Here is a 21,755-nt window from a genome sequence, read left to right on the forward strand (position 1 = left end):
GGTCGAGCTCATGAATTAGCCTTCCATCATGACCTTCCGGTCGCTCTTCGTTTCGCTGGTCGTTTCGGGCTTCGTGGCTGTTTCGGCGTCGAGCTGCGCGAGCGAAGGCGAGTGCCGGTACAACAGCGATTGTCTCGGCTCGTACTGCAGCGACGGCACGTGCAAGAAGGACTGCGTCGACGCGACGATCGACTGTCCGCGCGGCTACGTCTGCAATGGCGTTGCGCAATGCGAGCCGGGGAGCGGTATCAGCTCCGAAACGGTCGACGGCGGCGGCGAGGGCGGGACCACGATTCCGCCGAACGACTCGGGAACGAAGCCGGGCGACGACGGCGGAACGACGGGCCCCAAGGACAGCGGAGGAGGAGACAGCACGACGGGACCGGGCGCGAAGGTGCTGCTCGACAAGTGCACGTCGGGCTCCGACTGCGCCTCCGGCGTTTGCGAGACGCTCTACGTGGGCGGGCCCAAGCGATGCACGAAGACCTGCGCGAGCACGTCGGACTGCATGCAGGGGACACGCTGCGTCGATTTCAACGGGCAGTCACGCTGCGCGATCAGCGACGTTGGACGAACGTGCACCGCTGCGAACCAGTGCAACTCCTTCTGCTTGATCAACCAGAAGTACTGCACCGTTTCTTGTCAGACGGGCGCCGATTGCCCGAACGGCTACGGGTGTCAGGCCGTGGGGGCATCCGCGCAGCGCGTGTGCGTCAAGGCCGAGGCGCCGTGCGGAGACGGCGTCAACGCCGAGTGCATTGCTCCGGTGGCGTGCGACGAGACCGGCCTCGTCTCGAGCTGCACGCTCGCCTGCAACTCCGCCGCGGACTGTCCTCAGCGTGCCCAGGGACTCGCCCCATGGACCTGCGATGGTGTCTGCCGGCGGCCGGGCGACGTCTACGGACCGCTCGCGGGCGGGGAGCCCGCGGAGTACGCGTGCAACGGCGTCGGGGCGGTCGTGAACATCTGCAACGACGCGCAGCACATGAACCTCACGTCGTTCACGATTCCGAATGCGCCTGCCGTCAACTGCAATGCCCAGACCACCACGTCGGGGGCCGGCGGTGACACGTGCGTCGATTCGTGTCGCTACCAAGGCGGCTGCGCGTTCGGCTTCGCGTGCACCGCGCTTGGCTCGATCGGCGGCAATCGAATCGGTCTCTGTCTACCGTCGAACGGCAAGGGGGAGATCGGCGATGGCTGCGGAGTCGACTCCGACTGCTTCTTCGGCCACTGCAATCGCAACACGGGGAAGTGCTCGCGCGACTGCACGGTCGACGGTCTTTGCACGACCGGCTCGACGTGCAGTGCGGGGGCGTCGCCGAACGTCGAAGGCAAGCCCTTCCGCCGCTGCGAGTGATGCGGGCCAATTTGACCCACGATTTCGCGTAAGGCAGGGGAGCGGGACGTGATCCCACGTCGTCCGTCCGACGGCCGCGTTCGGCAGCATGTGAGCGACGACGCTATCCGTCCGTCATTGCGAGGAGTTCTCGGAGGAGCGTGGGGCGTGGCTCGGGCGTTGCAAAACCCGAGAGCATGATTGCCCTCCTCGTTTTCTTCGTATTCGGAATCGTCGTTGGTCTCATCGCGCGAGCGATCATGCCCGGCAATCAGAGCATGGGCCTGCTCGCGACGGGCCTCGTCGGCGTGGTGGGATCGTTCGTGGGCGGCTTCCTAGGAAGCTTGCTCGGCGGTGACTCGATCCTCGCGTTCCACACGTCGGGGATTTTCGGCAGCATCGTCGGCTCGCTGATCGTCCTCGCCCTGCTGGGCTACTCCGGTCGCCGCCGCTCGTTCGTCTGAGGACGGCCAGGTGGGAGACGTGGCCGCCTTCCGTGGACTCAGCCGGCGCTCGGTAGGATTCCGAGCTTGTCGCCCTCGGCGACGCCGCGTCCCAAGAACCAGTCTTTGGCTTCGATGGCTTTCTTGCCTTCGAGTTGAACGCGGAGAAGTTCGATTCCGCGCTCTCCGCATGCCACGACGACGCGTGACTTGTCCGCCATCACGACCGTGCCAGGCTCGGCTTGGCCGGCGGGAACGTCGGTCACGCGCGTCTCGTGGATCTTGAGTGTCTTGCCGCGAGCGGTCGTGAATGCGCCGGGCCAAGGAGTCATGCCGCGCACGTGATCGTGGACGGCCCGGGCGGCCTTCGAGAAGTCGATCCGCCCGTCTTCCTTCTTCAGCATCGGCGCCATCGTCGCCGTGTCGTGATCCTGCGCGATGGGCGTGTAGCCTCCGGCCACGTACTTCGGCAGACCCTTCCGGGTAGCGAGGGCGCCGAGAGAGGCGAGGCGCTCCGAGAGCTCGCCGGCCGTTTCGTCGGCTTCGATGGGCGTCTTGAACTGCTCGAGCATGGCACCGGTGTCCATGCCCTCGTCCATCTGCATGAGCGTGATGCCGGTCTCCGGCTCACCGTTGACGACGACCCATGTGATGGGCGCAGCGCCGCGGTACTTCGGCAGGAGCGACGCGTGCACGTTCACGCAGCCGAGGCGCGGTGCATCGAGAACGTCTTTCGGAAGGATGCGCCCGTAGGCGACGACCAGCGCCACGTCGACCTTCTGCTCGCGAAGCCACGCCGCGAACTCGCCCGTGCGGAGCTTCGTGGGCTGCACGACGGGAAGGCCCAGCTCGAGCGCGCGCTGCTTGACCGGCGGGGCCGTGAGCTCGAGCCCACGGCCCACCGGTTTGTCCGGCTGACACACGACGGCGGCCACGTCGGCGATCTCGACGAGCGCATCGAGACAAGGCACCGCGAACTGCGGGGTGCCGAAGAACACGGCTCGGAACGACCCGCGCGACTTGCCCCCTTCGAGATCCGATTGTGTCATCCGCCGATCTCGAGTTCGACCTTCGGTGCGCTGACTTCGTGGTCGCTGCCTTCGGAGACACCGACGAGCGGCGTCTTCACCTTGACCGTGTACTTACCCTTGGGGAGCGGGCCGGCGGGGTTGCGCGGATAGCCCTTTTCGGGCGAGGTGCCGCGCACCTTCTCGGGCGCCCACTTCATCTTCACCGCTTCCCACGGTACGCGAGCGCGCGCGAAGCCGTTCGGCGCGATGGTGACCTTCGCGGCCTTCACTTCGCTCGGCGGCGGGGCCGACTGGCCCTTCGGCGGCGGAGGCGGATTGCCGGCCGGCATGTCGACGCGCTTGTTCTTCGCGTCGAACGTCTCGGTGTCGAAGCGCGGAACGGGGTCGATACGGAAGTGGAGGGTGAGGGGAGCCTTCGTCTTGTTGGCGAAGGTGACGACGAGGTCCGACTTGCCTCCGGGGGCCACCTTGGTGGGGCTTGCCGCGACGGTGACCTCGAGCTTGCCCTTCATGTCGACCGTGGGAAGCGAGTCGGGCTTGGCCGACGGCTCTTCACACGCGCTCTTCATGAGGACGTCTTCGATGTTGCCGATGTCGAAGCCGACGCACTCGTCTTTCTTCTCGACCGGCGCTCCGCCGTCTCCTTCGGAGGAAGCTGCGTTCTCGCCCGATTCGCCGCTCGGCTCTGCGCCGCTGTCGGCGGCTTCGCCCGGGCCCTCGGCCGGCTTGCCTCCACCGCCGCAACCCACGGCAGTCGATAGTGCGAGCAGGGCCGTCGTGGTCAGAGCGAAGGCGCTCGAAGAAAGAGAGGTCAGTCGATGCATGCTTGCCAGGTCTCCGGGGTGGGGGCCTTCATCGCGCAGCGGTATTCACTTCGCGAGATCTCGGATTCGCACTGCTGCTCGACCCGCCGGTAACTCGGATCGGCCTTTCGTACTGCTTTCTTCATTTCGCGCGCGGCACGGGCTTCGTTCGGGGGGAGCTGAGCGAGCTCCGGATCTCCGGCGATGACCATGTCGATGTACTTGTCGAGCATCTCGGTGCAGTCGGCGGGTGTTGCCTTGCCGTTGCAACCGCTCGTGACCAACCCCACGGCGATCGTAACGAGCACGGCGTACCTGCGGCCAAGAAAACCTGCAAAACGAGACGCCCTTTCCACGTGCGGCAGCATAGCCAAGAATTTCGCGGGTGTGGGCGCTCGTTGCAGGGCCCGACTCCCACGTTGCTCTCCGCCACGCCTGCCCAGGCCCGTCGAGGCGCGCTACCCTGCTTCGCCATGAGCCGCGCTCTCAACTTCAACGCTGGTCCCGCGTCGCTACCCTTCGCTGCGCTCGCACGCGCTCGCGACGAGCTCATCGATTTCGATGGCTCGGGCATGAGCGTCATGGAGCACTCGCATCGCGGCAAGGTCTACGAGAAGGTGCATCACGAGGCGACGGCTCTGGTTGCCGAGCTGCTCGAGCTCCCGAAGGACTACGACGTCCTCTTCGTCCAGGGCGGCGCTTCGATGGCGTTCGCGCAGATCCCCATGAACTTCCTCGAGGCGGGGAAGACGGCCGATTACATCGTGACCGGCGCCTGGGGTGAGAAGGCCGTCTCCGAAGCGCGCGCGATGTCGAAGGCGGCGAACGGCGGCGAGGTTCACATGGCTGCCTCGACGCAGCAGGACAAGACCTACGTGCGCGTGCCTCGGCAAGACGAGCTTTCGCTGACGCCGGGCGCGGCCTACGTGCACTGCACGAGCAACGAAACCATCCACGGTGTCGAGTACGCACTCGGACCGAGCACCCCATTTCCGAAGGTGCAGGCGCCGCTGATTTGCGACATGTCGAGCGACATCCTCGGCCGTCGCGTGGACATGACGCAATTCGATGTCGTCTACGGCGGCGCGCAGAAGAACATCGGGCCGAGCGGCGTCACGATCGTCATCGCGAAGAAGTCGATGCTCGATCGCGGCCGCAAAGATCTCCCGGCAATCTTCCAGTACCGCACGCACGCGGAGAACAAGTCGCTCTACAACACGCCGCCGACGTTCGGGATCTACCTCGTGCGCAACACGCTCGCCTGGCTGAAGAGCGAAGGCGGCGTTGCCGCCATCGAGGCGCGCAACGTGAAGAAGGCAGCCGCGCTCTACGACACCATCGACGGCTCGGGCGGGTTCTATCGTTGCCCGGTCGACAAGGCCTGCCGCTCGATCATGAACGTCGTCTGGCGCTTGCCGACGCCGGAGCTCGAAGAGGCCTTCGTGAAGGAGGCCGAGGCGCAGCAGATGATCGGCCTCAAGGGCCACCGCTCCGTGGGCGGCATCCGCGCGTCGATCTACAACGCCGTCGAGCCGGCCTGGGTCGACGCCCTGGCGGCGTTCATGAAGGACTTCGCGAAGCGCCGCGGCTGATCTCCGCGACGACCGTTACGAAAAGGCCAACGCAGACCAACGCAGAAAGGCGCGCATCCCATCGGGAGCGCGCCTTATCCACGTCGTAAGCAGGGGCTTTTCAGCCAGCCTTCTTCTTCGCGGCGAACGCCTTGAACTGCTGATCGAGCGCGTCGGCGACTTCGGGGGCAACCGCCTCACCGCGGGCCCACTGCGAGGCCTTCACGAGGGTGGTCTTCGCCGCCTCGGCGAGGTGCGCGCGGCGGTGACGCGAGAGGGCCGCGAAGCCGGTCTGCGAGTCGGTGGGGTTGTTGCGGAGGGAGGGCTGAAGGAATCCACGCATGGCGGTCGCCCTCATAGCGGCAAAGCGGGGGGATGTCACGAGGAAGGGCGAGCATGCGCTCGCGCTAGGTCCGATTTCGTGGGTTTTCGTGGGGAAAATGTCCTCCAAGCCGCGCTTTTCGGCGGCTCAGAGCCCGAACAGCGAGAGGCCGCAGGTTTCGCGCGTCGTGAAGGCGACGTTCGCATCGTCGGGGCTCTTCGTGTCGTACTTCACGATGCCCGATGCCTGCGCATTCCCCGTGACGCGGACGGCGCCGGTCTTGTGGGCGATCTCCTGGAGGGTCGCGGCGAGCGGACCAAGCTTCTTGGCCTCGGCGCGCGCCAGATCGGAGCAAGCGATGGGAAGCGTGCGGAAGCTCGCGTCGAGCCGGAGACCTGCCTCGTAGGGCGTCACCGTTCCGGTCACGTTGGCGACGAACGGCCCGAATGCGGCGGTGGTACGGACGAGGTCGAGAGGCTTGCCTGGGATGCCCGAGAGCCCGCCTTCCAGCTTCACGTCGACCGGCGTGGTGATGCCGGCCAGGCGAGCCCGGAAGAGGTCGATGTGGGCGGTGGACTCGATGCGACCGAGCGGCGTCGTCTTGCTTTCGATCGTCGCGTCGAGCTCGCTCGTCGGATCGGCGGGCAGCCCGAGATCGGCGGGGCGCAAGCCGAGGTTCGAAAGCGGCGTTCGCGGAATCCGGATCGTCAGCTGGGGAGTCTGGGCGACGCCCCACACGACGAGCGCGTGCGGGCCGTCCGGTACGGGCGGATCGAAGAGCACGCGTGCGCGCGAGGTGTTCTGCGAGCGCTCGAACGTGGCCGCCCAGGGGCCGAACACCGCGCGCTTCGTGGTGATCTCGAAGCGTCCGAGGTTGGCGCGTCCCTCCTCTTCTCCAGGCGCGGGCCCGCGCGATTCGAGCTCGGCGCTCATCTCGCCGGCCACGAGGCGCGAGCCATCGCCGAAAATGCCGTTCCACGAGAGGTGGCCGGACACCACGGAGAGGCGTCTCGGATTCTGCGGTGTCCCGGCGAAGCGCGAACGGTTCTCCTCGTAGAGGCGAGCAAGCGCGTCGGCCACGGGGGCGGCGCTTCCTTCGATCGTGATCTCGGGTCGCTGGATGCGAACTTCGCGTGCGGTGAAGCCGCTCGCGAAGACCTCGGTGACCTCCAACGTCACGCCGGGGATGCGCGATGCTCGCGCAGTCACTCCGCGAAACGAGATCCCCGAAAAGCCGACACCCACGTTGTCGATGGTGAGCTCGATGCCCGCCTCGCGGCCGGCGGCGATCGCGCGATCGCGCACGATGCGCGGCAGCAAGAGGAGCACCGCGGTGATCACGGCGACGAGGGCAATCGCCGCCACGGAGATCTTGACCCAGAGCGCGGCATTGGCCGGCGGCGCGGCCTTCTTCGTCGGTCGCCGATGGTCGAGCTCGAGCTTCGGCCCGCCCGGATCATCCGGCTCGTCGAACGACGTGGCTGAGCTCTCGTACACGCTCGATGCCTGCGCCGCATGCGAAGCATCCGAAGAGGCGCCACGCGGCGAGGGTGCACGGGCTGGCGCACGATCCAGCGGCGGCGGCGGCTCGTTGGCGTTGGCCTCGCTGGCGCCCGAACGGGAACGCGCTACGAGCGCCCGCACGTCCATGAACGCCGGGGCCGGCCTGTCTTGGTCTTCGTGACCGTCCTGACCGTGCCGATCGTTCGGCAGGGCCGCTTCGGAAGACGCTTCGGGCGATTCGGAAGGTAAGCCTGGGGAGCGAGGCATTGGGACTGCGAAGACTGCAAAGACTACGAAGACTGCGGTTTACGGCGTGCAACGTCGCCGCTCGCGGCCGATGAGTTTGCCACGACAGCGCGTCCTTCGCGAGTGCCGTGAGAGGTCGGCCGTTTCATCGACTCGTGGTATTTTTCGTCATCGCATGTCTGCCGTCGTCGTCACGTCCGTCGTGAGACTCGCGTCGCCGCCGTCCGACGTATGGCCGCTCATCACCGATACCGATCGCACGAATCGATTGATCGGCACCGAGCCCGTCACGTTTCGTGCGATCGAAAGCGGCACTCCGACCAGCGCGCGCTTCGTCGGGGAGACGCGGACAGGCGGCTTCACGATGTCCTACGAAGAGGCGCCGTTCGAGTGGACGTACGAGAAGTCGTTCAGCGTCTATCGCAAGATGCGGTCGGGCCCGCTCAAGGCGTACACCTATGGCATCCAGCTCGAGCCGACGGCCGACGCAGGAACACAGGCCACGGTTCGCCTCGAGCTCGAGCCGCGCCACTGGCTCCTCAAGCCGATCGCCAAACTGCAAGGCGCGCGGTTCGTGCAGAACATCCTCGCCCTCGCCGATGCCATCGACGCGTACGTGCGTGATCGCGCGCCGAGCCCGTATCTCAAGCCCAAGACGCTCGCCAACGAAGAGCGTCTGGTGCGCGGCTCGCGCGATCTCGTGCAGCGAGGCCTCGACCAAAAGGCGATCGACGCGGTCATTTCGCTCATTCGCGACGGTGCCGATGCCGATGTCGTGCGCATTCGTCCGTTCGAGCTCGCCCAGCTGCGAGGTGTCGACCCGCGCGAGATGCTTCGCGCGCTGCTCCATGGGGTGACCGTGGGGATCGTCGAGCTTCGCTGGGCGCTCGTCTGCCCGAGCTGTCGAACGGCCAATGATCAGGTCTCGTCGCTCTCGGAGATCGGCGACTCGAACCACTGCCAGCTATGTGACATCCAGTACGGAGTCGAGCTCGATCGTGCGGTCGAAGCCACGTTCGTTCCGCATCCGAGTGTTCGCGAGGTGCAAAACCGCATGTTCTGCATCGGCGGGCCGGCGCGTACGCCTCATGTCCTCGTGCAGACGAGCATCGACGTTTCGGGCACACGCGAGCTCGACGTGCCGGTCGAGCCCGGGCGCTATCGCCTGTTCGCACGCGGCGGAATGACCACGTCGCTCGACGTCATCGAGGACGGTCCGAGCAACGCCACGGCCACACTCCAAGACTCCTCGTTCGCCTCGGCCGAAGTGCGCGTGGCTCGCGGAGGAAAGCTGCGCGTCACGAACGCAAGCGCGGAGCCGAGGCACGTCAAGATCGAGCGGCTCGGTTACGCGAGCCTCGCGGCCACCGCCCACGTCGTGACGACGATGAGCGAGTTCCGGCGCTTCTTCTCGCGCGAGCTCCTCAAGCCGAGCACGCCGCTCAAAGTGGCGAGCTGCGCGATCCTCTTCAGCGACCTCACCGGCTCGACGGCGCTCTACACGAAGGCGGGTGACGCCGCCGCTTTTCGCCTCGTCGACGATCACTTCGACGTTCTTCGCAAGGCGATCGACGGCGCCGGCGGAAGCGTCGTCAAGACCATGGGCGATGCCGTCATGGCGTCGTTCGTGGAGCCCACGGCGTGCGTGCGAGGTGCCATCGAGTGCCTGCGCGCGTTCGAAGCGTTCCGAGCGACGCAGGAGCACGGCGAGCTCACGGGGCTCAAGCTCGGGCTCTATGCGGGGCCTTGCTACGTCATTCGTGCGAACGATCTCATCGACTACTTCGGTCAGACCGTGAACTGTGCCTCGCGCGTCCAGCACCTGGCAGAGAGCGGCGAGATCGTCATGGAGGCGCACGTCTTCGAGGCGCTCCCGGAGGTCGATCGGCAAGCGCTGAAGGTCGTCGAGCACTTCGAGACGCGCGTGAAGGGCGTGGACGCACCCCTTCGACTCGTGCGCACGCGTCTCTGAGCGAGATCGCTAGTTCGACGCGATCGCGCCCGCCGTGACCACGCGTGCGAGCGGCATCAGCCTGCCCAGGTCGCGCCTACGCGGCGACGCAGGGCCGTGGCCTCGGGGGTCAGCGCGTAGCGAACCACGTCACCTGCGAACGGATGATTGAGCACGGCCGCGAGCGACGAGCGGCCCGGCGTTTCGGTGGCCTGGAGGAAGGCCGCATCGAGGCCTCGAAGTTCGTCGATCGTCGCGAGCACGTCGCCCGTGAGCAGATACGCGATGCGCAGCTCGGCGCGGGCGAGGGCACCGATGAACACGTCGATGGGCACGAGGCGCCCTTGCGGCGTGCTCGTGAGCGGCATGAGCCTTTCGAGCGCCTGCTTGTGCTTGCGCGAGAGCTCCTTCACGAGGTTCGGCTCGTACTGGTGAACGAGCTTGAGCGACAGCACGTCGACCTCGTCTTGCCCGTACGCAGGATTCACGGCACGCGCCGCGGCGACGAGCATGGCCTCGATATGCGGCGGCGGGATCTCCTCGAGCCACGGAACGCCGAGCGCGATGCGTGCAAGGGCGCGTCCGAGGGAGGCGAGCTGCGTGGGCTCGGGCAGCTCGGTGAGTGCCTTCGGTACGAGGACCCAGAGGTTGTCCTGCGCGATGACCCGCGTGCGCGTGACGTTCGGCGTGACGATCAGGTCGACGTCGTTGACGCCGATCGCTTTGGCGAGCCGATCGAGCAGCGCGCGCGTGGGATTGCCGGCACGTCGCCCGATGCGCTCGCGCGACGAGACGCCGATCTCCAGGATGTCGGCGCGGAGCAGCTTCGATTCGAGCCCGGCGATCGCGGCGGCGATGTCGAGCAAGAGGTGACGCCCCTCGGGAGGCACGACGTGGCTCACCAGGGTGGCGCGATCGAGCGGTGCGTGGTGCGCATCGAAGGGATTCAGGCGTCGCGAACGAAGCCAGACGTGACGGCCTTCGTCGAGATCTCCGGCGATCGCGCGGAGCTCGGAGACCACGATCGCCTCTTCTCCGCGTCGTTCGGCATTGAGCGATCGCTCGAGGAGCTCGAGCGCCGCCGACGGGTTCTCGATGCCCGAGAGCTGCGCGGCGTTGGGAGAGAGCATCGAGATGACGGTCTTCGACGCTTCGTCGTGGGCGCCGAGGCGCGAATACGCCGCGGCCAGCTCGAAGCGCGACTGGTGCAGCGCCGGGTTCATCTGCAGCGCGCGAGAGAGATGCGTGACGCCGTCGCGCAGCCGGTTGAGCTGTTCGATCTCGATCCGCCCGAGCGCGGCATACCAGCGTGCGTCTTGCGTGCCGAGCTGCTGGCCGCGTCCGATGACGGTCGCGAGCGCACGCGCATAGGACACGCCGTCGACGGCGCCTCCACCGCCCGGCGTGCGGTAGAAGCGGGCGAGGCGGCCGAAGGCGCGTGGATGATCGGGACAGATCGCGACGGCCTCGATGAGTGCCTTTTCGGTCTGGGCGACGTCTTTCAGGCCGAAGCGAATGTCTGCGAGCTCGATGAGGATGTCGCACTTCACGCGGCGATCGGGCTCGACCAACGTGAGCCGTTCGAGCAGGCTCGCGATCTCGAGCTTGATGGGCGCTTTGGAATGCAGCGACCCGTCGGCCGCGGTCTCGTTCTGCTTCGCCGCGAGACGATGGATGAGCGCGCGGATGGCCCGCGGGTTGTCCTTGTCGATCTCGAGGGCACGCCGGAGCGCGTTCTCGGAATCGGCCGGGCGCGAAAGCACCTTTTCGTAGACGCTCGCGAGCGCGAAGAGGGCCGTGACGCGAGGCGGTGTCTCGCGACCTCGAGCGACGACGTCTTCCAGGGTCTCGAGCGCCTCGGGCCACGCGCGTTCGGCGATGAAGAGCTCCGAGAGCGTGAGGAGCGATGGAACGTGATCCGGGGCGGCCTCGCGCACGCGGCGCATCGCTTCGATGGCGACCGCAATCTCGCCCATCTCGTCGCGCGCGACGCGGGCGATCTCCGAGCCGAGAAGCACCACGGCATCACGAGCCGAAGCGCGGGCGATGGCCGCGCGGAAGACGTCGATGAGGCGCTCGGCGCGGTTCTGCGAGCTGCGCACCTCGGAGAGACGGCTCGCGGCGACCGTGGAGTTCGGATCGGCCTCGAGGGCCTTTTCGAGCAGGGTGACCGCGCGGTCTTCGCGCTCGCTCATCGGGCCCAGCGCGTCTTCCGGAGCGTCGCTGAGGAGGAGGTTCGCCGCGTCGACCAGGTACTTCGCGCGCACCTTCGGCTGCACCGAGAGGTCGGCGAGCGAAATGGCGGCCGCCACGGCGCCTGCGGCATCGCCGAGGCGGTTGGCGAGACGCGCGAGCGAGGTGGCGCCGGTCACGCTGAGAGGATCGAGCGTGAGCAAATCGCGCATGCGCTCGAGCGCTTCTTGCGCCGCCATGTGCGCGGCGTCGCCATCGGCGACCTCGTCGGCGTGTGCTTCGAGGTGGAGGCCGAGGCGTGCGTCGGTGGCGAGGCGCGCGCCCTCGTCCTGTGCGAGCGCCGAGAGCGATCGGAGCGCCGCGATGGCTGCCCGACGTGCCGACACGTCGTTGCGCCGTGCCGGGCCCAGCGAAATGCGCACCGCGGCCTCGAGACCGGACGGATCGGTCGGATCGAGCTCGAGGATTCGTGTGTAGGTTGCAACCGACTCGCCGGCCGCGAGGTGCCAGGCCTCGTGGCTCGCGAGCTCCCAGAAGGCGCCGAGGCGTGCGCGAACGTCGGTGAAGTTCTCGCCCTGGAGCTTGAGGATTCGTGCCAGCGGATCGCGACGAAGACCAGCCCGCCGGCCGATCGCTTCGAGCATGCGCAGTGCGCCCACGTGGTGCGGATCGGCGTCGAGGAGGGTCTCGAGCTTGCGAGAGGCTTGCGCCAGGACGCCGTCGGGCGGGCTTCGATCGTTCGCCGTACGCGTCTTGGACACGCCGTAGCCGGTCACGAGGAGCGATGCGAGCAGGAACGAGAAGCCGGACGCCTGAGCCGCCGTGGTCGACTTCTCGGCGCGATTCGCCACGTGCTTGAGGAGGTCGTTCCAGGCCGGCGTGTTCACCATCGCCGGGCCCACGCGGCTCGCCGTCGTCACCACGCGACGTGCGAGCACGCGCAGCAAGCGATCGGCGATGAGCTCGTCTTCGGGCGTCTCGGCGAGGGCCCGCGCATAAATGGCCGCGGCCGCGGCGTCGTCGTCGAGGCGTAGCTCGTCGATTTCGCCCGCGCGTGCGAGGTGGCGCGCACGTTCGAGCGGCGTGATCGCGTCGTGTGCGAGCTGCTCGATGGCCTCGCGGAGTGCCTTGGCATCTCCTGCGGCCTCGAGCACGCGAGCGATTTCTTCCGGGGGAACGGGGTGAATCGGGTCGACCTTGCGAGCCGCCTGCAGCGACGCGACCGCGTCCTTCGGGGAGCGAAGGCGCACGTCTTGGATGTGGGCGAGCGAGAGCCAGAGAGCCGTCTTCTCGCGCGAGGTGACGGCGAGCTCGATGCGCGCACGGATCGACGCCGCCGCCTGCTCCCACCGCCCGGCCTCTTCGTGCAGGCGTGTCTCGAGCGCGCGCGCCGCAACGTGATTGCCGTCGACCTCCAGAACCTCGGAGACCAGCGACAGCGCGCGCGGAGCATCGACGCGTGACAGCACTTGTGCCGAGCGGACGCGCAGCGCGAGAACGTCGACGCCGTCTTCGGCGAGCTTGGCCTCTTCGTAGAGCGCTTTGGACAGCGCGCGATCGTCACCGACGCGTCCCGCCGTTCGCTCGAGACCGAGGATCGCGCCGCGGCGACCGGGCTCGAGCCGAAGCACCTCTTCGTAGGTCCGTGCGGCGCGGACGGGATCGCCGATCGTCTCTTCCCAGAGGAGCGCGACCTTCTCCAGGTAGGCCACGCGGCGGCCCGTGTCGCGCGTCGACTGCGCGCCTTGCGAATAGAGCTCGATGAGCGCGCGAACGTCGCGATCGAACGTTTCCGTGGGCGCGGGCGACATCAGTCGCGAGAGCTGATCGAGGATCTCGGAGTCGCCGGGCGCCGCCACCCACGCGGCACGCAGGTGTCGCAACGCTTCTTCATGCCGCCCTAGCGTCTCGGCCAGCTGCGCTGCCTTGGCCAGGCTCCGCGCGCGCTTGCTGCCTTCCTCCACGCGTTGCGCTTCGCCGTGCCAGAGCGCGATGCGCTCGTCGTCTTTGTTCGCGGCGGCGAGCAAGCGGTCGAGCTCGTCGATGTGCGTCGTGTCTTCCGGGTCGAGGCCGATCGCTCGCTCCACCTCGGTGATGGCGCGGTCCAAGTTGCCGAGGCGCTCCTCGACGGTTGCCAAGCGCCGGAGCTCGTAGACGAGGGCAGGGGCCTCGTTGAAAAAGCGGAGCCGCGCGCGACGCGAGCGAGCCGCTTCGTGCCATTGACCGGCACGTTCGTAGAGGCGCACGAGGTCGTCGAGCACGCGGCGATCGACGAGGGGCGTCGTCGGCGCCCGTGCGGCCGCGCGTTCGAGAAGAGCGATCGCGCCGACGTCGTCACCGAGGAGCGTGTGCGCGATGCAGGCCGCATCGAGCTCGAGCCGTGCGCAACGCGAGAGGTTCTGCTCGATGCGCGCTTCCTCGGCGAGGAGGGCCGCGAGACGCGCCGAGTCGTGGTGAGCGGCGGCGTGGAGCGTGAACGCATCGCGAACGGGACCCGTTCCCGGATCGAGGCGCAGGGCGCGCTCGAAGGCGCCGCGTGCAGCATCCACTCGTCCGAGTTGCATCTCGAGGAGGCGCGCGCGTTCGACATGGAGCCACGCCGCCAGATCCGGCTGCGCCGCGTAGGCATCGCTCATGCGTCCGAGGTGGGCGATGAGATCTTCCCAAGCGTCGTCGTCGTCGCTCGAGCCGTCAGCGGTGCCGCGGCTCTTGGCGCGGTCGCGGAAGGCGCGCTCGACGAGGTCGGCCTCGAGGCCCTTGAGGGCCGCGGCGTGGTGCGGGGCGCGGCCGAGGGCGAGCTCCCAGGCCTCGCGTGCGTCGTCGGCGCGGTCGCCGGCCTCGAGCAAGCGGGCGCGCGTGGCGAGAAGCTCGATCGCCGCGGCCTCGCTCGACACGACCGCGAGCTCGCGCTCGAGATGACGAAGCATGGGCACGAGCTGCGTGCGCGAGTGGAGCCTGCGGCGCAGGATGGTGTGCGCCGGCGCCATGTCCGGATCGACCTTGAGCGCGCTCTCCGCCGCGGCGTTGACACGCGCATCGTCAGCGAGCGTTTCGTGGACGATCGAGAGCTCGACGTAGGCGCGCGCGAGGCCGACCTTGTCTTCGCTCGTCTCGAGGCGCTCGATACGTGTGGTCAGCAGCTCGACGAGCGCACTGCCTTCGCCCGTCGTGGCCACCGCCGGGAGGCTCTGCATCGAGGGCCGCGGCGACGGAAAGGAGGCCGTCGACTCGCGAGGCACCAGCGGCGGAGGCGGCGGCCTGCGTGACGGCGGCGCCGCGGGCGCGACCGGCGGCTGCGACTTCACCCGCGCTTCATGAAGGCCGAGGTTCGGTCGATTCGAAGGGAGCGGAGGCGGGCGCAGCGAGCCGGTCTCTTCGCGCTCTCGCGGAAGCGGTGGAGGTGGCGGAAAGCTCGCGCGTGCGCCGATCGGAGCCTGACCGGGAAGCGGCGGCGGACCCGACCGACCGGGCGCGGCCGGTCGTGCTGGCTCGGGTGGACGAACGGTATTTTCGTCGGCGCCGAAGTCGAAGGGCGTGGGGATCGGCACGGCGGGCTTGGCGTCCGGCGCCAACCTGCTCTCGCGGTCCTTGTCCTTGCCTGCTTCTTTCAGCGTCTCGCGGTGCGCGTCGATCGACCAGTTCTCACCGGTCATCGCGAGGAGCTTGTCGACGGAAGCATCACCGTCGAGCTCGACGTCGATTTCATCGGAGACGTCTTCGGTGCTCGGCGGGAGGTCTTCGACGTCTTCGAAGTCCACCGACACGAACGACGTGTGAATGTCGTCGCCTTGGTCGGAATCGGCGTGCGAATGGGCCTCCGAATGCGCGTCCGAGTAGGCCGCTGACTTCTTCGTCGCCGTCACGGGCCGTTCGGCTTTGACGACCGGCTCGCCCCCACGAGGCATCGGGGGCTTCGGCGCGTGGCCTTCGCCTTCCATGAGGCCATGGTCGCACGACTGCCCACCGAATTCCTCGAAATCTACGTCGCGAGCGGCCGTTCCTCCTGCACTGTCAAACGAGCACGATCAGCGCTCGCGCTGGCCCTCGCGCGGCCTCGCATCGACCGAAACGGAAAGCGTAAAGGAGTCAGTCTTTCGGCGAAGGTGCGGTGGCGAGAAGCTCACCGCGTGCCTGTCGTCCGATGGCCTTGCTCGACGTGAAGGGGGACACCACGGTGGTCGCGACCTCTCCGGGGTGCGAGCGAAGCACGTTGCCGAAGACGGCGCGAACGGCCGACGAGCCGTGCGACGAGACTCCGATTCCACGGAACGGAAGCGGCACCGCGACCGCGACGTGCGCGATGGTGTGCCAGTGCTTGCCGTCGACCGACGCGTCGGCGACGACCTCGCTCCCGCTTCCCTTGGCGGTCACCGCCATGCGCAGGAAGGGCGGCGTTTCTTCCGAGACGCCGGAAATGAGCGGCATGATGATCGGGATGGTCGGGCCATCCTGCGTGGCGCGCATCTGGACGCGCGGCGCATGTCCGTCGAACGTGCGACACACCGACACGTTTGGCGCGCCCGGGGTGGTGTTGGCGCGGGCGACCAGACAGCCCTTCGCGAACGACTCGACGTGCGAGCTCGGGACCGAAACGAACGTCTGGTACACGGCATCGGACGGATCGTCTTGGTAGGAGAACCAGAAGTCGTCGGCGTTTGCCCAGATGTCGCCGCTGATGGCGCGAACCGCGAACGTCGTGAAGGGGTCGCTCAGGTGCGCCGGACCGAATGGGAACCGATCCAGCTTGAGCGCGGCCCGGAGCGGATTGACCATCGCCCAGGCGTCGCGATCGGCGTTCACCATGTCCGTCGCGATGTGCTGTGCGCCCGCGGCTTGCGCGGCTTCGAAGTCGGCAGCGGTGTCGATGCCACCGGGGATCCCGCGACCGTAGATGCGTGCCAGAAGGCCACGATTGCGGACGGCGCGTGCATGCGCTCGGTCGTCGAACGCCATGTTGAAGAAAACGACGTCCGGCTTCTGATCGTACGAGGCCATGGAGCACGAACGGTCGACGTTCGGTGCGGCGAACGCCGTGCGCTCCCGCGTCTCGGCTCCCGCGTAGCTCGCCACGGGGCTCCCCCCGTTGCACAGCGTGCCGCCGGTGATGGCGAAGATGAACTTCCCGCGGAGCGCGTCGAGCGTGGGGAACGAGCACGCGCTCTCGCCGCTCGGGCTCGTACGCGGCGTGACGGCATCCCGCACGGACGTCGCGCCCGAGCAGCCGTTCACGAGATCGCGCGGCGTGACGATCGCGTCGCGCCCGATCTGCTTGGCGAGCAGATCATCGAGGGCTTCGCGCGTGCGATCGCCGGCGAAGGTCTCCTTCGCGTCGATCCACACCGTGACCACGTCGTGATCGGGCACGGCGTCGTGGAAGGCCTTGAGCTGGACGAGGCAGTCCGACAGAGCGTTGCAGCTCGTGTCGCGGAACATGGGGAAGTCCTCGTGGTAGACGAACCAGTCGCCTACCGGTGCCGGCCTGCCCGCCTTGCTGGCGTGCACATCGAGCTCGATGCTCCGGATGCCGTGCCACACGATCTGATCGAAGAGCGGCTCCGCGCGCCCGTAGGCGTTGTGGCTCGACTTCTGGATGACCTGGTCGTAGCGCGTGCTCCCGCTGTCCGCCGCGTTCACGGCTGGGGCATGCACTGCGATGGATGAGGTGAGGGAGGCGATGCAGTCGCTGCTCCCATCGTGTCCTCCACCCAGCCATCCACAGACGGCCGCTAGCCCAACGGCGAGGAGGATGCCACGGCGTGCCGTCCTGAAGCTGATCATCGACGCTGGTCGAGGTCCGTGTTGGGGCACGAAACGCTCGCTCCACCGGAATGTGCTCTCAGAATGGCTCTCAGAATGGCCTTCCTCCCATGGTCTTCTCCGCCATCGGAAGGAGATCGCCGCACGCCGCAAGGTCGAGCGGATTGTTCTCCTCCGGATCGGTCTTCACGTCGTAGCAGTTCCAACTGCGATCGCCCTGGTTGGCGATCAGTTTTTTCGAACCCCGTACGGCGCCCCAGTTCTTGAAGGCGCACGCCCACAACTCCGTACAGTTCGTGAAGACCACGCCACGGTCCGTGGGTGAACCGCCGCGCAAGAGGCTCTGCCCAGGGATGTGCGTCTTGAACGACGCGATCGGCGGCGCGTCCCATAGCCCGAGCAGGTCCATCATCGTGGGGAACACGTCGAGCGACGTGACCGGAGTCTCGTGCAGTTCGCGAAGGTGCTTTTCCTCCGCAGCGGTGAGCGTTCCCGCCGGCGCGTTGACCCAGAAGGGAATGCGGATCTCCGGATCGTAGAGCGTGCCGGTGTGACCGACCGCGCCTTTCTCGCGCATCTGCTCGCCATGGTCGGAGACGTAGACCAGCACGGTGCGTGCCGCGTCCGAGCGCTTCTTCAGGCCATCGACGAAGCGGCCGACGGCAATGTCCTGCAAGTAGATCGCATCCTGGTAGCGATTGAGGATCTCGTTCTCGTAGCCCGGGCCCGTGGCCTCTTCTTGAGGCGTGAAGGGCATGTGCTCAGGATCGACCTTGTAGGGGAAGTGCGTGTTCGAGAGGTGAACGACCGCGAGATACGGCTCCTTCAGCGAGCTCAGGTCCGCGAGCGCCCAGTCCACGAGCTTGCCGTCGTCGGCGCCGGTTTCGTACGTCGCCTCGGGGTCGAGCATCGTGGCGCTGATGTGGCGCGTCCACGGCGTGCCTTCGAGCCACGTGCCCGAGTTGCCGAACAGCAAGTTTTGCGACGTGTAGTAAGCGGTTTCGAGGCCGGCCGCGTGCGCGTACTCCCAGAGGATCGGCGCGCTGTGGAGCTTCTCGCGCGATTCGGTCGGAAGCAGGCCACCCCACATGATCGCGAGCGAGATGGCCGTGGTCGAATCGAGCGCGCGCATCTGCGTGAGCGGGATGCGGTCCTTGGCGGCCTCGTTCGAGAACGGCGTCCACTTGCAGTTCGTCTCGTAGTCGAGACAGATGCTCTGCGCGCGCACCGACTCGGTCACGAGCATGATGACATTGCGCTTGATCGCGGGCTTCGCGACGAGCGGCGGAACGGGCTCGGGCGTGCGTGGACCCGGGTGAACACGTTCGACCGTCTCGTTGTGATCCCAGTGGGCCCGGGCGAGCTGGCCCAGCGCGGAGACGTACATCACGTCGGGCGGCTGGCCCTGTTCGGCGCCACGTTCCGGTGAGACGAACGCTGCGGTGAGCACGGCGACGAGCGCGACGTCGAGGCATAGCCATCCGCGCGATCGCTTTCGCAGCGGTGCGAGCATGGTGCCCGAGAACGGGAGGACGAGCGCCAGCGCGAGGCAGGGGAGCAGCACCCGCGCGAACGACCAACGATCGAACCAAAGCTGCTGGCCCACGCTCGGAAGGAACGACGTCCCTACGAGCACGGCGCGGTGGTTCACGTACGCCTGGTAACGCCCGAACGAATAGATCTGTCCGCCGACCAGAAGGAGCGCGGCGAGGACGAGGATGACACGCACTGGCCAGCGCGCGAACCCGCGTCTCCGCGTGGCGACCGCCAAGAGCGACGACCAGAGAAGGAAGCCGACGAGGACGCTCAGCAGGTAGAAGGCGAGATCCTGACCTTCGAATCCGAGGAGCCGTTCACGCCTCTTGCCGAGGTCGACCGCGACGATGGCGATCGTCGGCACGAAGAGAAGAAGGCGACCGAGCCAGCGCCGGACGCGCGCGGCCGTCCGCGGCGAGACCAGCCGTGACGGCGTCTGCGAGGCGCCAGAGCCGCTGGAGGGGGGATGGGAAAGAGGATCGCGTGCGAAGTCGGGATCGAGGTCGCGATCGAGATCGAGGGTCGCCGCGACCGACGCCACTGAAGATGGCGGGCCGCTCGAGACAGGGTCCGATGACATTGACGTTGGGTTCGTTTCGCCGGTAAAGGCGGGCGCAGAATAACGCGAATCAGCGGAAACGCCGGTGCTTTGACGTCACTTGCGTTCATTCGCATGATCGAATATATCGAAGCCGTGCTCGACGGCGCCGTCGCCCAGCCTCGATGGGAGCTCTACCGCGTGCTCGCCGAGCCCGTGCGTCTGCGTCTGCTTGCGCTCGCCGCCGAGGAGGAGCTCGCCATTGGCGAGTTGGCGTCGCTGCTCGGCGAGAGTCAGCCCAATGTTTCCAGGCATTTGACGCCGCTCAAGCAAGCGGGCCTCGTGCTCGTCCGTCGCCAAGGCACACGAGCTTTCGTGCGGATTGCCGAAGCGGCCGCCGTCGATCCCGTCGTGGCCGACGCGCTGGCGAGCGGTCGTGCCCTCTGCGAAGGCGACGGGAGCCTCGGACGAATCGCCGAGGTTCTTCGTGAACGCGACCAGGTCGCCCGCGAGTTCTTCGCGCAAGAGCCCGCGTCGACCGAGCCCGAGGAGCTGCTCGAAGCCACCCGCGCCTACGTGGCGGCGCTCGCGTGTTTGCTTCCTCGTCGCGCGCTTGCCATCGACGCCGGTACGGGCGATGGCGCGCAGCTCGACGTGCTGGCGCCCGCGTTCGAAAGGGTGATCGCGGTCGACCGCTCGGCTGCGCAGCTCGAGCGCGCGCGTGCACGCGTGCAGAAGCGCTCGTACGCGAACGTCCAGCTCTTCAAGGCGGAGCTTGGTGCACCCGAGCTTCGCGAGCACGTCGGCGAGGGGGCCGACGTCGTCTTCGCGTCACGCATTCTTCACCATGCTCCGCGTCCCATCGACCTCATGCGCCAGCTCACTCAGCTCGCGCGCAAGGCTGATGCGGGGCCTGGTAGTGGAGGTGCGGTCATCGTGGTCGACTACGCTCGCCACGACGACGAATCCATGCGCGACGAAGCCGATCTCTGGCTTGGTTTCGATTCGTCGGAGCTCTCGCGGCTCGGACGAGAAGCGGGGCTTTCATCGCCCCACGTCATTCGGTTGCCCGCCGCGTGGTGCGGTCGGGGTAAAGATGCACACCTGCCCTGGCAGGTGATGGTTGCAAGGAGAGACGACAATGGCTGAGAACTTCAAGGTCAAGGATATGTCGCTGGCCGCCTGGGGCCGCAAAGAGATCGCGATCGCCGAGAGCGAGATGCCGGGCCTCATGGCGCTCCGCAAGGAGTACGGCGCGTCGAAGCCCCTCAAGGGCGCGCGCATCGCGGGCTGCCTCCACATGACGATCCAGACCGCCGTTCTCATCGAGACGCTGACGGCGCTCGGCGCCGAGGTGACCTGGACGAGCTGCAACATCTTCTCGACGCAGGATCAGGCTGCGGCCGCGATCGCTGCGACCGGCGTTCCGGTCTTCGCCTGGAAGGGCATGACCGAGGCCGAGTACGAGCAGTGCATCGAGATGCAGCTCACCGCCTTCGCCGGCGGCAAGGGCCCGAACATGATCCTCGACGACGGCGGCGACCTCACGGTCATCGCGCACAACAAGCACCCGCACCTCTTCGAAGGTGACGATCCGATCCGCGGCCTCTCGGAAGAGACGACCACGGGCGTTCACCGCCTCTACGAGATGGCGAAGAAGGGCCTGCTCAAGGTCCCCGCCATGAACGTCAACGACTCGGTCACGAAGTCGAAGTTCGACAACCTCTATGGTTGCCGTGAGTCGCTCGGCGACGGCCTCAAGCGCGCCACGGGCGTGATGTTCGCCGGCAAGGTCGCGGTCGTCGCGGGCTTCGGCGACGTCGGCAAGGGCTGTGCGCAGGCGCTCCGCGGCCTCGGCGCGCGCGTCCTCATCACCGAGATCGACCCCATCTGCGCGCTCCAGGCGGCGATGGAAGGCTACCAGGTCACCACGATGGAAGAGGCCGCTCCGCAGGCCGACATCATCGTCACCGCCACGGGCTGCTCGGGCATCGTCCGCGCCGAGCACATGAAGGCGATGAAGGATCAGTCGATCCTCTGCAACATCGGTCACTTCGACTGCGAGATCGACGTCGCCTGGCTCGAGAAGAACCCCGAGATCAAGGAAGAGAACGTCAAGCCGCAGGTCGACCAGTTCATCTTCCCCGACGGCAAGCGCCTCACGCTCCTCGCGCGCGGCCGCCTCGTGAACCTCGGCTGCGCCGACGGTCACCCGTCGTTCGTCATGAGCTCGTCGTTCTCGAACCAGACGATCGCCCAGATCGAGCTGTGGACCAACCACAAGAGCTACGAGAAGAAGGTCTACACGCTCCCGAAGAAGCTCGACGAGAAGGTCGCGTCGCTCCACCTCGGCAAGCTCGGCGTGAAGCTCACGAAGCTCACGGCGGATCAGGCTTCGTACCTCGGCGTCTCGACCGAAGGTCCGTTCAAGCCCGATCACTACCGCTACTGAGCGCGTAGTTTCCCGCTAGCGAACGCGCAACGCGCCGGCTGCTTGGCATCTGCCAGGCGCCGGCGCGTTT

At 67.4% G+C, this 21,755-nt stretch carries 14 protein-coding genes; 6 read left to right on the forward strand and 8 right to left on the reverse strand.

Annotated elements, in window-relative coordinates; genetic code table 11:
- Nucleotides 1-28 precede the first annotated feature (28 nt).
- Together AKJ09_RS35325 and AKJ09_RS35330 are read left to right on the forward strand one after the other, a co-directional pair.
- Nucleotides 29-1,360 (forward strand): hypothetical protein, encoded by a 1,332-nt coding sequence (locus AKJ09_RS35325; RefSeq protein WP_146652250.1) that lies wholly within the window; start codon nucleotides 29-31, stop codon nucleotides 1,358-1,360.
- Between the two features lie 179 nt (nucleotides 1,361-1,539).
- Nucleotides 1,540-1,803 carry a GlsB/YeaQ/YmgE family stress response membrane protein gene (locus tag AKJ09_RS35330; RefSeq protein ID WP_146655915.1) on the forward strand — a complete coding sequence of 88 codons (264 nt, stop codon included), beginning with the start codon at nucleotides 1,540-1,542 and terminating at the stop codon, nucleotides 1,801-1,803.
- A gap of 38 nt (nucleotides 1,804-1,841) precedes the next feature.
- On the opposite strand, the gene fmt is transcribed toward AKJ09_RS35330, so the two are convergent.
- Genes fmt through AKJ09_RS35345 form a run of 3 tightly spaced genes read right to left on the reverse strand, consistent with a single transcriptional unit; the run spans nucleotide 1,842 to nucleotide 3,924 of the window.
- Complete coding sequence (gene fmt / locus AKJ09_RS35335; protein ID WP_146652251.1) at nucleotides 1,842-2,831, reverse strand: methionyl-tRNA formyltransferase; 990 nt, start codon at nucleotides 2,829-2,831, stop codon at nucleotides 1,842-1,844.
- Nucleotides 2,828-3,637 carry a hypothetical protein gene (locus AKJ09_RS35340; protein WP_146652252.1) on the reverse strand — a complete coding sequence of 270 codons (810 nt, stop codon included), beginning with the start codon at nucleotides 3,635-3,637 and terminating at the stop codon, nucleotides 2,828-2,830. The genes fmt and AKJ09_RS35340 overlap by 4 nt, the downstream gene beginning before the upstream one ends.
- The gene (locus AKJ09_RS35345; RefSeq protein ID WP_146652253.1) at nucleotides 3,625-3,924 is read right to left on the reverse strand and encodes a hypothetical protein; all 300 of its coding nucleotides are present in this window, start codon (nucleotides 3,922-3,924) and stop codon (nucleotides 3,625-3,627) included. The genes AKJ09_RS35340 and AKJ09_RS35345 overlap by 13 nt, the downstream gene beginning before the upstream one ends.
- Before the next feature lie 165 nt (nucleotides 3,925-4,089).
- Here AKJ09_RS35345 and serC point away from each other — a divergent pair, with 165 nt between their 5' ends.
- The gene (serC, locus tag AKJ09_RS35350; RefSeq protein ID WP_146652254.1) at nucleotides 4,090-5,208 is read left to right on the forward strand and encodes a 3-phosphoserine/phosphohydroxythreonine transaminase; all 1,119 of its coding nucleotides are present in this window, start codon (nucleotides 4,090-4,092) and stop codon (nucleotides 5,206-5,208) included.
- Between the two features lie 100 nt (nucleotides 5,209-5,308).
- Here serC and AKJ09_RS35355 read toward each other — a convergent pair whose 3' ends face one another.
- Together AKJ09_RS35355 and AKJ09_RS35360 are read right to left on the reverse strand one after the other, a co-directional pair.
- Nucleotides 5,309-5,530 carry a hypothetical protein gene (locus AKJ09_RS35355; protein ID WP_146652255.1) on the reverse strand — a complete coding sequence of 74 codons (222 nt, stop codon included), beginning with the start codon at nucleotides 5,528-5,530 and terminating at the stop codon, nucleotides 5,309-5,311.
- A 126-nt stretch (nucleotides 5,531-5,656) separates the two neighbouring features.
- The gene (locus tag AKJ09_RS35360) at nucleotides 5,657-7,279 is read right to left on the reverse strand and encodes a hypothetical protein (RefSeq protein WP_146652256.1); all 1,623 of its coding nucleotides are present in this window, start codon (nucleotides 7,277-7,279) and stop codon (nucleotides 5,657-5,659) included.
- Nucleotides 7,280-7,433: 154 nt separating this feature from the next.
- Here AKJ09_RS35360 and AKJ09_RS35365 point away from each other — a divergent pair, with 154 nt between their 5' ends.
- On the forward strand, nucleotides 7,434-9,230 hold the full coding sequence (locus AKJ09_RS35365) for a DUF5939 domain-containing protein (protein WP_169928124.1): 1,797 nt from the start codon (nucleotides 7,434-7,436) through the stop codon (nucleotides 9,228-9,230).
- A 56-nt stretch (nucleotides 9,231-9,286) separates the two neighbouring features.
- Here AKJ09_RS35365 and AKJ09_RS35370 read toward each other — a convergent pair whose 3' ends face one another.
- The 3 genes from AKJ09_RS35370 to AKJ09_RS35380 all read right to left on the reverse strand — a co-directional run bounded on the left by AKJ09_RS35370 (nucleotide 9,287) and on the right by AKJ09_RS35380 (nucleotide 19,275).
- Nucleotides 9,287-15,340, reverse strand: a complete 6,054-nt coding sequence (locus AKJ09_RS35370) for a tetratricopeptide repeat protein (protein ID WP_146652258.1) — start codon at nucleotides 15,338-15,340, stop codon at nucleotides 9,287-9,289.
- A 148-nt stretch (nucleotides 15,341-15,488) separates the two neighbouring features.
- Nucleotides 15,489-17,180 (reverse strand): PI-PLC domain-containing protein, encoded by a 1,692-nt coding sequence (locus tag AKJ09_RS35375; RefSeq protein ID WP_146652259.1) that lies wholly within the window; start codon nucleotides 17,178-17,180, stop codon nucleotides 15,489-15,491.
- A gap of 70 nt (nucleotides 17,181-17,250) precedes the next feature.
- Complete coding sequence (locus AKJ09_RS35380) at nucleotides 17,251-19,275, reverse strand: sulfatase-like hydrolase/transferase (RefSeq protein WP_146652260.1); 2,025 nt, start codon at nucleotides 19,273-19,275, stop codon at nucleotides 17,251-17,253.
- A gap of 93 nt (nucleotides 19,276-19,368) precedes the next feature.
- Here AKJ09_RS35380 and AKJ09_RS35385 point away from each other — a divergent pair, with 93 nt between their 5' ends.
- Together AKJ09_RS35385 and ahcY are read left to right on the forward strand one after the other, a co-directional pair.
- Nucleotides 19,369-20,382: a metalloregulator ArsR/SmtB family transcription factor gene (locus tag AKJ09_RS35385; RefSeq protein WP_146652261.1), complete on the forward strand. Its 1,014-nt coding sequence runs from the start codon at nucleotides 19,369-19,371 to the stop codon at nucleotides 20,380-20,382.
- Nucleotides 20,375-21,685: an adenosylhomocysteinase gene (gene ahcY / locus AKJ09_RS35390; RefSeq protein WP_146652262.1), complete on the forward strand. Its 1,311-nt coding sequence runs from the start codon at nucleotides 20,375-20,377 to the stop codon at nucleotides 21,683-21,685. Before AKJ09_RS35385 ends, ahcY begins: the two co-directional genes overlap by 8 nt.
- The last annotated feature ends 70 nt before the right edge of the window (nucleotides 21,686-21,755 follow it).

Origin of the sequence: Labilithrix luteola (genome assembly GCF_001263205.1) — a bacterium.
Classification (GTDB): domain Bacteria; phylum Myxococcota_A; class Polyangia; order Polyangiales; family Polyangiaceae; genus Labilithrix; species Labilithrix luteola.